This is a genomic window from Rhodococcus sp. P4_E4, from assembly GCF_056401575.1.
The window spans coordinates 90319-107505 of record NZ_JBFUJB010000010.1; the positions used below are offsets into that span (position 1 = coordinate 90319).

At 64.1% G+C, this 17187-nt stretch carries 12 protein-coding genes; 9 read left to right on the forward strand and 3 right to left on the reverse strand.

Annotation, left to right across the window (positions count from 1 at the left end; all coding sequences use genetic code 11):
• The gene (locus tag AC1DVN_RS13240; RefSeq protein ID WP_020908422.1) at positions 1 to 1563 is read right to left on the reverse strand and encodes a long-chain-fatty-acid--CoA ligase; all 1563 of its coding nucleotides are present in this window, start codon (positions 1561 to 1563) and stop codon (positions 1 to 3) included.
• Positions 1564 to 1823: 260 nt separating this feature from the next.
• Between AC1DVN_RS13240 and AC1DVN_RS13245 the strand changes: the two genes are divergently transcribed.
• The 5 genes from AC1DVN_RS13245 to AC1DVN_RS13265 all read left to right on the forward strand — a co-directional run bounded on the left by AC1DVN_RS13245 (position 1824) and on the right by AC1DVN_RS13265 (position 8072).
• Positions 1824 to 2597, forward strand: a complete 774-nt coding sequence (locus tag AC1DVN_RS13245; RefSeq protein ID WP_003945134.1) for an ABC transporter ATP-binding protein — start codon at positions 1824 to 1826, stop codon at positions 2595 to 2597.
• A 4-nt stretch (positions 2598 to 2601) separates the two neighbouring features.
• On the forward strand, positions 2602 to 5136 hold the full coding sequence (locus tag AC1DVN_RS13250) for an ABC transporter permease (RefSeq protein ID WP_477993895.1): 2535 nt from the start codon (positions 2602 to 2604) through the stop codon (positions 5134 to 5136).
• A 67-nt stretch (positions 5137 to 5203) separates the two neighbouring features.
• Entirely contained in the window at positions 5204 to 5650 is a 447-nt protein-coding gene (locus tag AC1DVN_RS13255) for a hypothetical protein (protein ID WP_020970172.1), read from the forward strand.
• 107 nt (positions 5651 to 5757) lie between these two features.
• A complete protein-coding gene (locus tag AC1DVN_RS13260) occupies positions 5758 to 6933 on the forward strand; it encodes an acyl-CoA dehydrogenase family protein (RefSeq protein ID WP_007736177.1) in 1176 nt (391 codons plus the stop codon).
• Positions 6934 to 6941: 8 nt separating this feature from the next.
• Positions 6942 to 8072: an acyl-CoA dehydrogenase family protein gene (locus AC1DVN_RS13265; protein WP_477993896.1), complete on the forward strand. Its 1131-nt coding sequence runs from the start codon at positions 6942 to 6944 to the stop codon at positions 8070 to 8072.
• Positions 8073 to 8130: 58 nt separating this feature from the next.
• On the opposite strand, the gene AC1DVN_RS13270 is transcribed toward AC1DVN_RS13265, so the two are convergent.
• Positions 8131 to 9477 (reverse strand): DUF5691 domain-containing protein, encoded by a 1347-nt coding sequence (locus tag AC1DVN_RS13270; protein ID WP_477993897.1) that lies wholly within the window; start codon positions 9475 to 9477, stop codon positions 8131 to 8133.
• 104 nt (positions 9478 to 9581) lie between these two features.
• Between AC1DVN_RS13270 and AC1DVN_RS13275 the strand changes: the two genes are divergently transcribed.
• Positions 9582 to 10811, forward strand: a complete 1230-nt coding sequence (locus AC1DVN_RS13275; RefSeq protein WP_477993898.1) for a hypothetical protein — start codon at positions 9582 to 9584, stop codon at positions 10809 to 10811.
• A gap of 136 nt (positions 10812 to 10947) precedes the next feature.
• On the forward strand, positions 10948 to 11718 hold the full coding sequence (locus tag AC1DVN_RS13280) for a hypothetical protein (RefSeq protein ID WP_019749294.1): 771 nt from the start codon (positions 10948 to 10950) through the stop codon (positions 11716 to 11718).
• Between the two features lie 2 nt (positions 11719 to 11720).
• On the opposite strand, the gene AC1DVN_RS13285 is transcribed toward AC1DVN_RS13280, so the two are convergent.
• Positions 11721 to 12668 (reverse strand): aldo/keto reductase, encoded by a 948-nt coding sequence (locus AC1DVN_RS13285; protein WP_007732210.1) that lies wholly within the window; start codon positions 12666 to 12668, stop codon positions 11721 to 11723.
• 183 nt (positions 12669 to 12851) lie between these two features.
• On the opposite strand from AC1DVN_RS13285, the gene AC1DVN_RS13290 reads away from it, so the two are divergent.
• Positions 12852 to 13277 (forward strand): hypothetical protein, encoded by a 426-nt coding sequence (locus AC1DVN_RS13290; protein WP_029255779.1) that lies wholly within the window; start codon positions 12852 to 12854, stop codon positions 13275 to 13277.
• Positions 13277 to 17173: a cation-translocating P-type ATPase gene (locus AC1DVN_RS13295; RefSeq protein WP_477993899.1), complete on the forward strand. Its 3897-nt coding sequence runs from the start codon at positions 13277 to 13279 to the stop codon at positions 17171 to 17173. The genes AC1DVN_RS13290 and AC1DVN_RS13295 overlap by 1 nt, the downstream gene beginning before the upstream one ends.
• Positions 17174 to 17187: the final 14 nt, after the last annotated feature.

Below are 17187 nucleotides of genomic sequence, written 5' to 3' on the forward strand. Positions count from 1 at the left end.
TCAGACCAGTTTGTGTTCGCGGTTGTCCCAGTACGGTTTGCGGAGGTCGCGCTTGAGGATCTTTCCGGTGGGATTGCGGGGAAGGATCTCGACGACGTCGATACTGGTCGGGCACTTGAACTTTGCGAGGCGTTCCTGTGTGTAGGTGATCAGTTCGGCTTCGTCGATCTGCGCTTCGGCAGTGAGAACCACGACTGCCTTGACGGTTTCACCCCAACGGTCGTCGGGAACGCCGATGACCGCGACCTCGGCGATTGCCGGATGCTCCACCAGTACTCGTTCGATCTCGGGGGAGTAGACGTTCTCGCCGCCGGTGATGATCATGTCCTTGAGGCGGTCCTCGATGAAGACGAAGCCGTCGGAGTCGGCGCGGCCCATGTCGCCGCTACGCAGCCACCCATCTGCGGTAATCGTTTCGGCCGTCGCCTCGGGCTTGCCCAGGTATCCGGGGGTGCACTGTTCGGATCGCCACCACAGTTCGCCGGTCGTTCCGGTGGGCACGTCCTCGAGCGTGACGGGGTCCACCACACGCATCTCGACGCCGGGGATCGCCGTGCCTGCTGATGCCATGCGCTCGACCTGCGACTCGTCGCGGTGAACGTCCGGCATCAACGCGGTAATGACACCTGCCATTTCGGTCATGCCGTAGACCTGGACGAATTCGGTGTCCGGCCAAGCCGCGAGTGCTGCTCGCAACAACGGAAGGGGCATGGGGGCGGCGCCGTAGGTAATGCGTTTGAATGCCTTGAAGGCGGCGACGGCCTGCTCGCCTGCGGCCAGGACTCCGGCAATGACCGGTGGGACGAGAAACGCGATGTTGGCTCCGGCGGCGAGACCGGCGAAGATCGACGGTCCGTCGGCTTCTCTCGTGAAGTAACAGCGCCCACCGGTGTGAATTGCCATGATGGCGTAGCACGTTCCGCCGACGTGAAACATCGGCATCGCGATCAAGAATCGGTGATCCTCGTGGGCCGGCAGGATTTCGAGCACATTGTTGCTGTGCGCGAACAGGTTTCGATGCGTGAGCTGTACGCCTTTGGGCCGACCGGTCGTCCCGGAACTGTAGAGAACCAGAGCGGTGGCATCGGGGCTCACCTCGGGGCGGGAGTGCAGCGGTGTGACCTCGTCGATCCACGGTTCGAACTCGTCGTGTTCCCCGCCGACGGCGAAGATCGATTCGACGGCCGTCAAGCGGTCGCGCATGGCGACGATCTGGGGGAGTAGTTCGCTGCCGACAAACAGAATGCGAGCGCCACAGTCCGCGAGGACGTAATCCAGCTCTTCGCCCGAAAGTCGCCAGTTGGGAATGACATTCGCGGCGCCGAGCAGTGAGGCGGCGTAGGTGACTTCGAGGCAGGACAGATGATTCTTGTCGACGAACGCGACAGTGTCGCCGGCGCCGATGCCGGATTCAGCGAGGGCGGCGGCGATACGCAAGATGCGGTCTCGCCACTGGGCCCACGTGTATTCGGTCCCTTGGAAGGTCATCGCTGCTTGATCAGGCTTGACCGTCGCCCAGTGCTCTAGCCGATCGAAAATGATTCCAGCGGTGGCGTCGGACATTCGGCCGCCCCTCTCGTGTGATTGGTGTCACAAGGTTAATGTGCGCCCGGTCTTCGTATCGCTGTTTCTCGTCAATGCGCACAAGCAGAGAGAGCACATTCCCGCGACCCTGACCGACTCGGCTGCAGATATCAGGGTGGTCCCCGATGGCGAGCGCGCCCGACACCCGACAGGATGGAACCAACCATTGCGGGCGTCCGTGTTTTCACGGGCGCCCGTCACGCCCACAAGTAGTACCGAAGTGAACAGGAAAGGCGATCATGAGTTCGCACGCCCAGGATGTCGCGGCCCGCGCAGTCGGCCTGTCCAAGACCTACGGCACCGGAGATACCCAGGTGCACGCACTCAGTTCGGTGTCCGCAGATTTCGCCCGCGGTGAGTTCACGGCGATCATGGGGCCGTCCGGTTCCGGTAAGTCGACGCTGATGCATTGCCTCGCCGGTCTGGATTCCGCAAGTTCGGGTTCCGTTCTCATCGGCGACACGGAACTCACGACGCTTTCCGACAAACAGATGACCCAATTGCGACGCGATCGCATCGGTTTCGTTTTCCAGGCGTTCAACCTGGTGCCGACGCTGACGGCGCTCGAGAACATCACGTTGCCGCTTGACATCGCGGGACGCAAAGCGGACCCGACCTGGCTGAACAGCGTCCTGACCAAGCTGGGTCTCGGGGATCGCCTCGATCACCGGCCGGGAGAGCTCTCGGGTGGTCAGCAGCAGCGTGTGGCGTGTGCGCGTGCCCTGGCGGGTCAGCCGGAGATCATCTTCGGCGACGAGCCGACCGGAAACCTCGATTCGAAGTCCTCCGGGGAGGTGCTCTCGATCCTGCGGGCGGCCGTCGACGAGTTCAACCAGACCGTGGTGATCGTGACGCACGATCCGCGGGCAGCGGCGTATGCCGACCGGGTGGTGTTCCTCGCGGACGGCAAGATCGTCGACGAATTGCGCGAGCCTACGGCGGATTCGGTCCTCGACCGGATGAAGCGTCTGGACGCTCCGCAGGCGGTCGTGAACGTGGAAGCCGGGGCTTGAGCACATGGCTTCGGTAAGCAACTCGCCGATGCGCAAGGTTTCCCTGCGCAACTTGGCGGCACACAAGGTGCGACTTGCGCTGACGGTTCTCTCCGTGGTGCTTGGCACGGCTTTTGTCGCGGGGTCGTTCGTTTTCACCGACACCCTCCAGAAGACTTTCGATTCGATCTTCGAGAACACCGCCCAGGGCGTCGACGTCCGGGTATCGATGGAAGAACGCAACACCAGTGGTGTTCCGGTGGAGGATGTCGACAAACTTGCGGCGGTCGACGGCGTCCGAGCGGTAGCCCCGGCCGTCAGTGGACAGATCGTCCTGATCAACGCAGACGGCGGCGCTGTTCAGACCGGCGGCGCGCCGAGTATCGGGCAGTCCTACCTACCGCCGGGCCAGGCGATTGCCGAACCCGACACCTTCGTCGAGGGCGCGCCTCCGACGCAGACCGGTCAGGTCGCGCTGAACACCAGCGCCGCCGAGCGAGCCGGACTGAAGGTGGGGGACTCCGCCAAGGTTCTGGCACCGGCCCGCGGAATCGTGGACGTGACGTTGTCCGGCATCTACGAGGGGGCGGGCAGTGACACCGGCGGGTTCATCGGCGCGCTCTTCACCGACGAGCAGGCCCGTGGACTATTCACCGACGGCCAACACGTCGAGTACATCGACGTCGCGGGCGACGGGGTGTCGCAGACGGAACTACAGCAACGCGTCGAGCAGGTTTTCCCCGATCTCAAGGTGCAGACCGGCGACCAGGTTCGTGAGGAGACCAAGGCCGCGGTCGACTCGGCGCTGAGCTTCATCAACTACTTCCTGTTGGCGTTCGGCGCGATTGCTCTGCTCGTCGGAACGTTCATCATCTACAACACCTTCTCGATGATCGTGGCGCAGCGTCTTCGTGAGCTGGCGCTGCTGCGTGCGATCGGTGCGAGCCGAGCGCAGGTCGGCCGTTCGGTGGTCACCGAGGCGCTCGTGGTCGGACTCATCGGCAGCATCATCGGTCTGCTCGGCGGTATCGGTCTCGCCTACGGATTGCGCAGTCTGCTCAACACATTCGACGTCGGTCTGCCGGAAGGCCCGCTCCAGGTGGGTGCCCGCACGATCATCGTCGCGTTGGTAGTCGGCGTCGTCGTCACGACGCTCAGCGCTTACGCCCCGGCTCGTCGTGCGTCGAAAATCCCGCCGGTGGCGGCCATGCGTGAGGAGTTCGCCTCTACCGGTGACTCACTGCGAGTGCGGACGTTGATCGGTGCGATTCTCGGCGTGATCGGTGTGGCACTGCTCGTGTTCGGCTCTCGCGGAACCGGCGGCGGCGCGGCGCTGATCGTAGGGCTCGGTGCGTTCTCGTTGATCATCGCGGTTCTTCTCGGGGCTCCGGCGCTGTCGCGGCCGATCGTCGGTGCGCTCGGTGCCGTGTTCGCCAAGCCGTTCGGCGCCATCGGGCGATTGGCCCGTACCAATGCGGTGCGTAATCCTCGCCGTACGGCCGCAACGGCATTCGCGCTGACTCTCGGTCTGATGCTGGTGACGGTCATCGGAGTGTTCGGTTCCTCGGCCAAGGCGAGCATCAATGCTCTTGTGGACGTGGGTGTCTCGGCCGACTACATCCTGACCGGTCCCAACGCGATCGGTGTGCCGCGAGGTGCGGCCGACGCGGTCCGGCAGGTACCCGACGTACAGAGCGCGACGTCCTTGCACGGGGTGCGCGCGAAGGTCGACGGTGAGGACGAGCAGGGTGCTTCGTTCGACGGACCGATCGAAGGCGTGCTCGAGTACAAGATCCTCGAGGGCACGGTCGATCTGACCGGCAACAACATGCTCGTCTCGAAGTCGACTGCGGATGACAAGGGCTGGACTGTCGGCTCGACCCAGACGTTGACCGGTCCTGGCGGCGTCGAGTACCAGACCGTTGTCGCGGGAGTGTTCGAGGACAACCAGCTGATCGGCTCGTGGATCGTCTCGGACGAGGCGTACCGGAAACTGATGCCGGCCGAGAGTCTCCCGGACTTCGTGGTGCTGGTGAAGGCGAAGCCTGGTGCGGATCTGACTACGCTGCGATCCGAGCTGGAAACGGCCACGGAGAAGTACGTCGTCGTCCAGGTGCAGGATCGTGAGGAGTTCAAGGGAACTCAGGGCCAGCAGATCAACACCTTGTTGGCGATCCTCTACGGACTGCTTGCACTCGCGGTCGTGATCGCGATCCTGGGCATCATCAACACCTTGGCGCTGTCGGTGGTCGAGCGGCGACGAGAAATCGGAATGCTGCGAGCTGTCGGCATGCAGCGCGGACAGATGCGACGCACGATCTACCTCGAGTCGGTGCTCATCGCGGTGTACGGCGCGGCGGTCGGAGTTGTTCTCGGCATCGCGTTCGGTTGGGCCTTCGTGAGCACTCTCGCGGATCAGGGCCTCGACAAGATCACGATCCCGTGGGGTCAGGTGGTCGGAATGCTGATCGGCTCGGGTGTGGTCGGTGTCTTGGCGGCGCTGTGGCCGGCCAACCGAGCGGCCAAGACGAAGCCGCTGGAGGCGATTGCAGACATGTAGGGCGTTCGGCCCCGTGCGCACTTTTGGTAGCGGAAGCAGCCGAAAGTGCGCACGGTACCGTTGCCACATGAGCACCCTTCAAGAAGTCGGCGAACGTGAATCCTGGCGCTGCTGGCTGTGTGACGAACCGGTCGATCCCGACATGTCCGTCAATGATCCGCGCGGCCCGAGCATCGACAGCATCAACACCGCAAAAAAGGGTGGCAAGACAAAAGGTGGCGTCGAACGCTTGGCGCACCGCGCATGCAACACCAAGAAGGGTGCGGTCAAACCTGTTGTGGAATGGCCGGATCGGCTGTTCGTCGTGGATCCCGCTCCGATCATCGGGGTCGTGGAGCAACTCGAGCGCAAGGGTGGCCGCGTCGCGGTCGCTCGCTGCCCCGGCAAAGACGACGCCCAGGAAGCGTCTGATTGGTTGATCGATCGGTTGTCACGTTTGGCTCCGTCGCTGAACGTGGAAACGAGCATCGACGCCGCGGGCGGGGGTTACCTGTTGGTCCTCAAGACCGTGTAGAAGGTCGGCCCTGAGTGCCGTCTTTCGCGGTACCTGTTCCGCCTCCATGGTCGTCGGGGTACGGTCGAACCGAACATGAATCCGGTTTCGAGTGCGAAGGAATCCCGATGAACCTGGCATTGACCGACGAGGAACTAGCGTTCCGCGACGAGATGCGGACGTTCTTCCGTACGCAAATCCCCGCGGACATCAGGGAGGCGTACGCCCACGGCGAGGAGTTGGGGCGCGACCGTATGGTCGAGGCGCAGCAGATCCTCAATGCTCACGGTCTGGCGGTACCGCACTGGCCGGTCGAGTGGGGCGGCAAGGACTGGACCCCGGTCCAGCACAACATCTGGCTCGACGAACTTCAGCTTGCGTCGGTCCCCGAACCGTTGGCGTTCAACGCCAACATGGTCGGTCCGGTCATCGCAGCCTTCGGCTCGCAGGAGCAGAAGGAGAAGTTCCTTCCCGCGACCGCGAACCTCGACATCTGGTGGTGCCAGGGATTCTCCGAACCCGAGGCCGGCTCCGACCTCGCTTCGCTCAAGACCCGCGCGGTCCGCGACGGCGACGACTGGGTCATCAACGGTCAGAAGACCTGGACGACGCTGGGACAGTACGCCGACTGGATCTTCTGCCTCGTGCGTACCAATCCCGATGCGCCGAAGCGCCAGGCAGGTATCTCGTTCATTCTGGTCGACCTGAAGACGCCTGGCGTCACGGTCCGCCCGATCAAGCTGATCGACGGCGGCTACGAGGTCAACGAAGTGTTCTTCGAGGACGTCCGCGTTCCGGGAGAGAACCTGGTCGGTGAAGAGAATCAGGGCTGGGGCTACGCCAAGTTCCTGCTCGGCAACGAGCGCACCGGTGTCACCCGCGTCGGTTTCTCGAAGGTTCGTCTGGCCCAGGCCAAGGCCCGCGCTGCCGAGGTCAAGGTCGGCAACGGGACCCTGCTCGAAGATCCGCTCTTCGCTGCTCGCCTCGCCGAACTCGAAAACGAATTGCTTGCCCTCGAGCTCACTCAGCTCCGGGTGGTCGCCAGTTCCGCTGACGGCCAGCCGAACCCGGCGTCGTCGCTGCTCAAGCTTCGTGGCTCCGAATTGCAGCAGGCGAGCGTCGAATTGTTGATGGACGTGGCCGGCCCTGATTCACTGCCGTACGACGCGGGCAGCGACATCGCCTCCGCGAGCTGGGCGCAGCACACTGCCCCGACGTACCTGAACTACCGCAAGGTATCCATCTACAGCGGATCGAGCGAAGTGCAGCGCAGCATCATCGCCTCCTCGATCCTCGGATTGTGAGGCGTGGCATGGACTTCGAACTGAACGACGAGCAGAAGCTTCTCCGCGACACCACCAAAGACCTCCTCGCGCGTAGCTACGACGCCGAGAAGCGCAACGCGATCATCGACTCCGATCCAGGGTGGAGCCCGCAGGTCTGGAAGCAGTTGGCCGAGGTCGGCTTGCTCGGCCTGACGTTCTCCGAGGACGACGGCGGCATGGACGCGGGCCCGGTGGAAATCGGTGCGGTCATGACCGAGATCGGTCGACGCTTGGCCCCCGAACCGTTACTCGACGCGGTCGTGACGCCGGGCGGGCTCATCTCCGAAGGAGGCAGCGCAGAGCAGCGCTCGTCGATTCTTCCCGGAGTGGCCGAGGGCACCACGTTCCTCGCGTTCGCCGATCAGGAACCAGGAATCCGTTGGCCGGCAACCGAACGGGCCACCGCGGCGGCGCAGGTCGACGGCGGCTGGACCATCACCGGTATCAAGAATCCCGTTGGCCACGGCGCGACTGCGGACATCCTCGTCGTGAGCGCTGCGCTCCCCGGCGGTGGCGTCGGACTGTTCCTCGTCAAGAGCGATGCCTCCGGCCTGGTACGCAAGTCCTACGCCACTCACGACGGGTTGCGCGGTGCGCAGATCGAGTTCACCGATACTCCGGCCGAAGCACTCGGTGACGGCGGTGACGCTTCTGCTCTGATCCAGGCCGCGCAGATCCGTGAGCAGGCCGCGCTGTGTGCCGAGGCTGTCGGAGCGATGGAAGAGGCGCTACGCCTGACCACCGAATACCTCAAGACGCGTAAGCAATTCGGAGTTCCGCTCGCGAAGTTCCAGACGCTGACGCACCGCGCCGCCGACCTGTACGTCTCGCTCGAGTTGGCACGCAGCATGAGTCTGTACGCAACGATGTCCCTTGCCGACGGCGTCGTCGATCCGGTGATCGCTTCGCGGGTGAAGTTGCAGATCGGGCGTTCGGCTCGGCTCATCGGCCAGGAAGCGATCCAGATGCACGGTGGCATCGGTATGACCGCGGAGTACCCGGTGGGTCACTACGTGAGCCGACTCGTCGCCATCGAGCACACCCTCGGCAGCACCGAAGATCACCTCCGGGTGTTGGCCGCCGGTGTGGCTGATCACGAGATGGTCAGCGTGGTCTGATCTTTCACGATCGACAGAGGGGCCGCATTCCGTTCGAGGGATGCGGCCCCTTCGTCGTTCAGTGGTGATTACGTAGAACGTCCAAGCGGAGTCGACGCTGCTCGATGTTGACCGCACTGTCGGTGAACGCTTGTTGCCAGCCGGGGTCGCTCGTTCTGGACGCGGCGCTGCGGAGCAGTGGTATCGCCTCGAAAGGGAAGCGCGCCTGCACGCTTCGCAGAGTGGAAAAGTGACTGTGTCGCGAGTGAATGCCCAAGTCCTCACCCGTCGCAGCATGCTCCATCGCTTCGTTCTCCAAGGCGTTCAACAACTTTTCGGCGACGGCCAGGGGCCATGGACGGTCGATGCCGTCGAGTAGTGCGCTGCCGTCGACGCCCAAAAGGTATTCGTCCGCGTGGCCGGCAACGATGTATTCGACGCGCTCGCGTGGGTCCGCGATGGCGACGATTCTCCGGTCGGTCGTGCGCCCGTCCCGCTCCAGAAATGCCGACGCCCACGCTGTGTTCTTCTGAAGAACTGTTGCAGCAGTCCATGATTGGATCATCACGGTGCGCCATTGCTTCTCGATGGGGATGGTGAGGGCCTCGCGTGGCGAACCGGCCATCGATTCCCACAGTGTCAGTGGAGTGGCGGTCACGACTTGCCGTAACCACCAGCGCCGGATGCCTTTGTTCTTGTAGTGGACGTCTTCGATGCCGTCACGAAATGCGAGGTCGTCGAGCGAGCCCGGCAATCGGACGGCAAGGCGCGGCCGCAACGGCTTCGTTTCGAGCCGGACCCACGACTTAGCCCGAGTGACCATGCGAGAGGCAAAAGGAGATCGGGGGAGTTGCCGTAGTAGTTGAATTGCACGCTCACGAACCCGCACGGCTGGATCGTCGAGTGCACGCTCGAGGAGGGTGTGATCGTGTTCACCCAGTCCGACCTCGAGGTGATCGAGGAAGTGCAGGCGGTTTGCGGTGGGCTCGTCGTCCCAGGCGATCTCGAGCTCCTCGCTCGCCAGTTCCGGGTCGACCGTACGTATGTAATCGAACCAGGCCGTACGGTCGTTCGGATCGGGCGATAGCCACAGTTCGTCCCGGCGTGACCCGATCCGCCGCAATTGGGCCCAATCGGGATTCTGCTCCGCCAGGTACTGCCCGCGTCGACCGGCGAGGCGAAGGAGCGCCTCGCGGTGCTCGGGATACTTCAGCGCGGCTTCTATGAAGAGCGGAACACTGGCCGCGGGCGCGAGGAATCCGCGTTGGTCGGCCATCGCGAACCATTCCGCGAGAGTCCAGGAACGTACCTGCAACAACGACTGGAGTTGTTCGATCGCGAGATCGGGAAGTAGTGGTTGAACCGCTGGAGGAGTCCGCGGTGCGCGCGAGTGACCTGCTTGTGCGTCTGATCGCAGGGAGGTCACCCGCCTACGGTATGGCAGAGGTGCGTCGGCTTCGGGAGCAGGGGTCGGGCGCGTGTCGGCAGATTCTGGAACAGTGGTAACCGGCACCCAGCAGGAGGCGTGAGATGACGGATGGCCGTGAGATGGCAGACGGAAATGGCGACGTCTTTGTCGTGGCGTCGCTGACCGAACGGCGAACGCTCATCTCCACCCGAGTCAGGGAGTGGTGTGCGGCGGGGACCGTCGAGTCGAACCGGCCGGAGTTGTCCGATGATGTCGCATTGCTGATCGCCGGCGGCTATGCGGACGAGTCGACGCGGTCGATCCTGGCGAACCGGCGCGGTGTCGGACGTTCGTTCCCGGAGATCGGCGGCTTTTCGGAGTTGAGGTATCTCACCGACGAGCTGGCCCGCACCAGGCGTCGACTGCTCGCGACACGCATCGGTCCCGTTCAGGTTGTCCTCGAACGGCGGGTGCAGACGCTGGACAAGCGCGTTCAGTCGATGCGATCGGCGATCGTGCATTCCAATCGTCACTTCGCGAGCAGTGTCCGTGCCATCCGCAAGGACCGCCGCGACGGTCTCCATCTCGACGTCGAGCAGCGCGAGGCTCTCTTTGCCGGGCTCACCTGTACGCCGGTTCCAGCCAAGCTGCCGGTGGGTCTCGGTGTCGTGGCCAGCAGTGGAAACGCAGCACTCGACAAACTCGCCGCCCAGTTCGGGAAGGTCCAGGGAACCGGTGTCATCGCCGATGCCGGAAGACGCATCGCGGAAGTCCTCGACGGACTGGTCGATTCCGAACCCGAAGGACGCGCCGGTGAGTACGACGCACTGCTTTACCTCGCCGGGAATCTTTTCGACCGGATCGAGAGTTCCAGCGCGTGGCATTCCGATCACTTCGTCATTCAACGTAATCAACTGGACTTGGCAGACGAGATCACGCAGATCGCGGTCGATACCGTAGCGCTGCGTTCGATACTCGCAGAGCTGGACGACGCGGCTGCGCTGGCACGCGACGAGGGAACCCGAGCCGGAATCGCTTCGCGAAGGGAAGCACTCGGCACGGTCTGGGACCAGCTGGTCGAGCGCGTCGCGGCGCTCGCGCGGATCGGTGACCTGGTCGCACGGGCCGAGGATCAGTTGAGTTCGCAGCGCGCGGTTGCGCATGCAGCGAGCCTCGACAGCCGGATCGACGACCTACTCGCGCGCTCTGGTTCACGTGAACTTTCGGCTGCCAACACGCACTACGTCGGGGATCAATTCGACGGTGTGGAAGAGCTGATGTTCGCTCACCGGGCGGCTCTTTACGGGGACATTGCACTGCTGACCTCCGGGAACGAGCGTCGGGCGCCGTAGTCAGGCTGTCGCCGGAGCTGTAAGGTCGAAGGTACTGACCGGCCGCACGATCGAAGAACAGGCCGAGAATTCGCTCTTTGCTCGACCCCGATGCCGATCCGGTGATGCGGGCGTACCCGCTCGAGACAGGTCGATCATGGAAGACACCGCAAGCCGCGGCATCAATGCGTTCATTTCCGAAGCTACGCAGCGTGGGGGCAAGGCTGTCCGGCTCACGCACTCACGTCGTAATCCCGTCGAGGTGACGGGCGCAGACGGCATCAGCCGAATCGTCCGAGTGCGTTCCAAGCTCGACGGTGACTGGCAGGCCAGGCGTCAGGACGAGTCGCTCGAGAGCGACGACACGCGCTCCGAGTTCTGGGTGTTCGTCGACCTGGCTGCAGACCCGCACGAGTTCTTCATGCTGCCCTCCAACGAGGTCGCGGACGACATCCGTGCCGAGGTCGACCTGTGGATCATGGACAGCCCCGGACGCAATCGCACCGGACATCACGCGATTCCGCGCGGACGCGTCGTACACGGTCACGATCGTTGGGATGCGCTGGGCCTGGCCGCGGTCAAGGATCCGAGCATTTACGTGGAGGCCCCGGTTGCGACCAAGCGCAAGACGTCGCCGGTCGCCGCGAAGAAGCGTCGCGCCAGCGGTGTCGAGGAGATCGAAGTTGTCGACAATCGCCTCGAGATGACGGCTGATTGCCATGGATACCGCTGGGTCGGACGCTTCGACGAAAGCACCGAGGTCGTCGAGATCATGCGCGGACCGATGGAAGGCCGCCGATTCCCTGATCCGACCGCGGCCGCCAATGCCGTGACCGGTCACATTTCAGGCGACACCGAGAGCCATGACGGCTGGTCGTTCTGGACGATCAACAACACGGCCCTCGGCGCTCATCTCAAAACTGCCTGATTTCAGGCGCCGACTGCCGCCGACACCCGTTCGAGAGTGTCCAGTTCATTCGACGACAGCACCAGATTCGGGGCGTCCAGTAGCGCCGGGAGCTGCTCCGGCCGGCTGACGCTCGCGATCGGTGCGGTGATGCCAGGTCGAGTCAGCAGCCAGGCCAGCGCGACGGTCGAGATCTCGCTGTCGTGTGCCTGCGCGATTGTTGCCAGTTCCGCGACGACGTCGAGTCCGGCGTCGCTGAAGTATCCGGCGGTCAGCCGTTCGCGGGAGCTGCCTTCGATGTCCGCGCGGGTCTTGTACTTTCCGGTCAGGAAGCCGGAAGCGAGAGCGAAGTACGGGAAGACGCTGATGTTGTTGTCGGTGGCGATCTGCGCGAGTTCGGGTTCGTACGACTTGCGGTGCACCAGGTTGTAGTGCGGTTGCAGCGCGATGGGCGCGGCGTAACCGTTCTCCTCGGTGATCCGCAGCCACTCCCGGACGCGGTCGGGGCTGTAGTTGGAGATTCCGAGATAGCGAACCTTGCCCGCGACGACCAACGCATTGAAGGCTTCGAGAGTTTCCTCGAGCGGAGTCTGCGGGTCGTCGAAATGTGCGTAGTACAGATCGATGCAGTCCGTCTGCAGGCGCTGCAGCGACGCCTCAGCTGCGGCCGCGATGTTGTCGGCCTTCAGTCCCTTGAAATCGGGATGGCTACCCACCTTGGTGGCGACGACGATGTCGTTCTGCAGTCCCCGATCGGTGATCCATTTCCCGATGATCGTTTCGGATTCCCCGCCGGAATTGCCGGGAGCCGACGCCGTGTACGAGTCGGAGGTGTCGATGAAGTTTGCACCGGCTTCGGCGAACGAGTCGAGGATCTCGAAGGACGTCTTCTCGTCTGCTGTCCATCCGAAAGGGTTGCCGCCCAAGCTAAGTCGGAAGATGTCGAGGTCCGAATTTCCGATGATCGCCACTGTGTGGAACTCCCGTCGATGAAGGTGGTCGCTGCATCCCGCACCGTACCCTCTCACGGCGCTGACGATGGCGCGCCCTCGCCAGGTTCGCCGAAAAATGTATCGGATCGTGATTGCCGCCGTCGGTGTTGGGTATGGCCTCAAATACTGAATTCTTCGATGGACTGCTGATAGGAGCGTCCGATGATGATTGTCGACGAAGCCACCCGCGTCGTTCGTGGTGTGGCAGACGCAACGACGACGGTGGCTGGAGCCGTCGGTGGTGGAGTGATCGGTGGAGTGACGGGCGGGATACGCGGAACGGCGGAGGGCGTCCGAGACGGAATTCGTGCGGGTAGTTCCTCGACGCCGACCGCGGTTCTCACGATGGCCGCCGTCGGCGCGGCGGGATTGGTGGAGTGGCCGGTGCTCTTGGCGGTCGGCGGCACGGCCCTGGTACTTCACGAATGGGATCGCAAGAGCGCGCGGCCCGATCGTGCGGTCAAGGCGGTTGGGCGCGCGACCAAGACGGAACCGGCAAAGAAGGAATCGAGCGGAAACTCCCACAAGGCGGCCAGTCGGTCGCAGGATCGAACTCACAGTTCTTCGCACACTCGATCCACTCACTGATGTTCTCAGCGATGGCCCGGCGTGCGGTGTCGGTGGCAACTTTGCCGCCGCGCCTGGCGTTGTCGGGTCTGGCGTTGGTCGGTGGTTCGACGATTCCGCGAACCGCTGTCAGTGACGTGGCGCTGCGGACTGGCACTCTTGCGCTGGCGGGCGTCGGGATGATTCCTGCAGCAGCGGGATCGATTCTTCGTGCCCCGCGAATGCCGGGTTCCGCCTATGTCTCGGCGGCGGTGTCAGCGATCAATTATCAACCCCGGGTGCGTCGGCGAATCGAACAGCGCCTTGGCCGTTCGCTCACCGACTTCGCATTGGAGTCGGCGACGTCGTTCGCGGATGTTCTGACCTACGCGCCTGCGTCATTGGGCGTGGATTTCGGGCTGCGGACGATGCTGCTACGCGAAACTCTGGCGGCGCGAAACTCTCGGCGGGTGCGGCCATTCGAATCTGGCGGTCGCGGTGCTTCCACGAGGCGTGACCCGAGTGGTCCGGGGGAGCGTTATGCCGACAGGATCGCTGGGGTTCAGCTGGCGGCTGGGGCTGCACTGGCTACCGTGTCTGCCGGCGGTGACACCGTTGCGACGAGCATCAAGGTTTCGGCGCCGCGGCCGCTTCGGATGTCACGCGAATCGTTCGCTGCTGGTTTGTCATACGGTCTGTGGCGGACGCACCACGTCGCCGTTTCGGACCCCGCGGCTCTACGCATGCTCGATCGTGTCGATACCGTCCTCGTCGATCCGAGTGTCCTTTTCGACGACGCGCTCCGGGTTTCCGACATACGAGAGGTGTCCGAGTCGGACCGCGTCGCGGTGTGGGCACATGCCAGGGAAGCGCTTGACGCCGGCTCGCTCGGGGTCGGAAGACACCGCATCGACGGCGCCGAAGTTGTCGTAAGACCGGTGCGAAAAGGGTTGGCGGAATCACTGATTGGTGAGATACGCGCGAGCGGGGTCGCAGCGGCCACGATCGACGACGACGGGCTCGGATCACTGCGAAGCGGATTCGACGAGCTCTATCCGGCGCCATCGACTCCCGAAGCCGGCCTGCGCGAAGCTCTCTCGGCGTTGGTGGCCGAGGGTCGGACAGTTGCGATCGTGTCGAGTAGGGCGATAGCGGGGCAGGCAGTGCTGCGCATCGGGATTTCACCACCGAGTGGCGAGCACGTGAGTGCCGACATCCACTCCGACTTGGCCGGGGCGTGGCGGGTCGTCCATGCGCTCTCGGCTGCCCGAACAGCGACGAGGCGCGGCGTCGAACTCTCCTCGGGTTCTTCGGCATTGGGTGCCTTGATTATGCTTCCGGGAGTTCGAGGGGCTGGGCCGGGGCCGGTCACGGCTGGTTCGGCCGCGGGACTGTGGACCGGATACACCCTGTCCCGATCTGTGATTCAGGCTCCCGCCCCTGTCGGTGCTCCGAGCGATAGCTGGCATGAGATGGACGGTGATTCTGTCGTTCGCGAACTCGCCGAATCCGTCCGGCATACACCGCAGCGCGCTGATAGCGGTGTGSGGGCGCCCSCACGCTTCAGATTGATCCGTGACGGATTGTCGGCGTTGCGAACAGAATTGGCGGATCCACTCACGCCGGTGTTGGCAACCGGCTCCGCGGCCAGCGCCGTCCTCGGGTCACCGGTAGACGCCGTCCTGGTCGGTTCGGTTTTGGTCGGCAATGCCGCGATGTCCGCTGTTCAACGACTTCATTCGGAACGGGCAGTGCAGCGGCTTTTGCGGACTCAGGAACCGGTAGCTCGGCGAGTAACCAACGTTGGCGAGGTCGAGACTGCGGCAGACGCGCTCGAACTCGGTGACGTCGTGGCCCTCGAGTCCGGGGACATCGTGCCCGCCGATTGTCGACTGTTGAGCGCCGAATCGCTGGAAGTCGACGAGTCGTCGTTGACGGGGGAGTCCATGCCCGTCGACAAGCAGACCGACCCGACCCCTGGGATGCCCCTGGCCGAGCGAAGGTGCATGGCCTATGCCGGGACAACAGTGCTTGCCGGCTCCGGTCGTGGCGTGGTCACGGCCACCGGAGCTCGAACGGTGACCAGGCGCGCCGATGTCGGTGTATCCCGATCCGGACCTGCTGTGGGCCTGACCAACAGACTGCGCGAACTCACCAGGGCGACTCTGCCGGCCAGTATCGGCGGCGGAGCGTTGGTGACAGTCGCGGGTCTGATTCGTGGTACCGGTCTGCGCCGCGCCGTCACCGGAGGCGTGGCCGTTGCCGTGGCCGCCGTGCCGGAGGGATTGCCTCTGGTTGCGACCCTTGCTCAGCAGGCGGCAGCTCGAAGGCTCACTGCAGCAGGAGTGTTGGTGCGTGCTCCACGTTCGATCGAAGCGCTCGGGCGTGTCGACGTGGTCTGCTTCGACAAGACCGGAACCCTCAGTGAGAACAAGCTACGGGTGGCCGCGGTCGAACGCGTCGACGGTTGGGGCGAAAGTGAGATTTTGGAAGTTGCGGCGCGCAGTGCTCTGGGAAGTCGCGACGATCGCGTGTTTCATTCGACGGACGCCGCCGTCGTCGATGCAGCCGAACAAGCTCTGGACGAGGCTCGGGTTTTCGGTGATGCCGACGCGCTCAACCTCGTTCCGTTCAGGTCTGGGCGGCCGTACTCGGCAGCCCTACTGGGCAGACGGATCGCACTGAAGGGTTCACCGGAATTCGTGGCGGAGGCAGGGCGGGATCCGAATGCTGTGTCGGCGAGCCACGTTCAGAGCATGGCCGGACGCGGACTGCGGGTGGTTGCCGTCGCACAGCGCGAGTTGTCGGAACACGATGCGCGACGCGCTGCGGAGGACTCGGAATTTCTCGAACAGTGTTGCTCCGAGGGGTTGGAAGCGGTCGGCCTTCTCGGACTCTCGGACACGCTGAGACCCGAAGCAACGCAACTTGTTCGAGAACTTCAAGGCAACGGACAGCAAGTGCGCGTGCTGACCGGGGATCATCCGACAACAGCGGCGGCGGTCGCCACCGAACTGGGGATGGATGTGGCGCGTGAGGACGTGGTCACCGATCCGGACTGGGAGAACTTCTCTCGCGCAGAACGACGGAACGCCGTCCGCGGCAGCAGCGTCTTTGCGCGCGTGACACCCGAGCAGAAGGTCGAGATCGTGCAAGCGTTGGAGACTGACGGGCGCGTGTGCGCCATGGTCGGTGACGGCGCGAACGATGCTGCGGCGATCCGAGTTTCCAGCGTGGGAATCGGGGTGGCGTCGACTGACAGCGATCCGGCGCGCGGCGCCGCAGACATCGTGCTCCTCGACGGCCGTGTCGGCGGATTGACCGACGCATTGGACGAGGGCAGTCAATTGTGGCGGCGGGTCAGATCAGCGGTGGGGGTTTTGCTCGGAGGCAACGCGGGTGAAGTCGCATTCGCTCTGATCGGTTCTGCGCTGTCCGGCGAATCACCGCTCAACGCAAGGCAGTTGCTACTGGTCAATCTGATGACGGACGCCTTGCCCGCTGCTGCGCTTGCGGTGAGCACCCCGTCCGAGAACGGATCCGAGAAGTCCGAACAGATGGACACTCATGCGTTGTGGCAGACGATCGCTGTCCGCGGCACTGCCACGGCAATCGGTGCGCTGGCAGCGTGGCTTATGGCCCGGACGAGCGGCAGGCGGCGACGAGCGTCGACGGTGGCGTTGGTTGCCCTGGTGGGCACCCAACTGGGGCAGACGTTGCTCGAATCGCGCAGTCCGCTGGTGGTCGCAACAGTTGCCGGGTCCGCTGCGGCGCTGGCGACGCTCGTCAGCACACCGGTGGTGAGCCAATTTCTCGGCTGCACGCCGCTCGGTCCGATTGGGTGGGGCCAAGCAGTGGGCTGTGCGTCGGCAGCGACGCTGCTGGCGGCGCTGGCTCCGCGGGTGTTGGAGCGGATCGCCGCAACAGACTGGAACTGAGGAGAGCGCGGAAG

What these genes read in the sequence shown, in the direction of transcription:
- AC1DVN_RS13260 (WP_007736177.1), top strand. Translation starts at nt 5,758, where the DNA reads ATGAACCTGGCATTGACCGACGAGGAACTAGCGTTCCGCGACGAGATG.
- AC1DVN_RS13280 (WP_019749294.1), top strand. Translation starts at nt 10,948, where the DNA reads ATGGAAGACACCGCAAGCCGCGGCATCAATGCGTTCATTTCCGAAGCT.
- AC1DVN_RS13245 (WP_003945134.1), top strand. Translation starts at nt 1,824, where the DNA reads ATGAGTTCGCACGCCCAGGATGTCGCGGCCCGCGCAGTCGGCCTGTCC.
- AC1DVN_RS13275 (WP_477993898.1), top strand. Translation starts at nt 9,582, where the DNA reads ATGACGGATGGCCGTGAGATGGCAGACGGAAATGGCGACGTCTTTGTC.
- AC1DVN_RS13255 (WP_020970172.1), top strand. Translation starts at nt 5,204, where the DNA reads ATGAGCACCCTTCAAGAAGTCGGCGAACGTGAATCCTGGCGCTGCTGG.
- AC1DVN_RS13265 (WP_477993896.1), top strand. Translation starts at nt 6,942, where the DNA reads ATGGACTTCGAACTGAACGACGAGCAGAAGCTTCTCCGCGACACCACC.
- AC1DVN_RS13240 (WP_020908422.1), bottom strand. Translation starts at nt 1,563, where the DNA reads ATGTCCGACGCCACCGCTGGAATCATTTTCGATCGGCTAGAGCACTGG.
- AC1DVN_RS13290 (WP_029255779.1), top strand. Translation starts at nt 12,852, where the DNA reads ATGATGATTGTCGACGAAGCCACCCGCGTCGTTCGTGGTGTGGCAGAC.
- AC1DVN_RS13250 (WP_477993895.1), top strand. Translation starts at nt 2,602, where the DNA reads ATGGCTTCGGTAAGCAACTCGCCGATGCGCAAGGTTTCCCTGCGCAAC.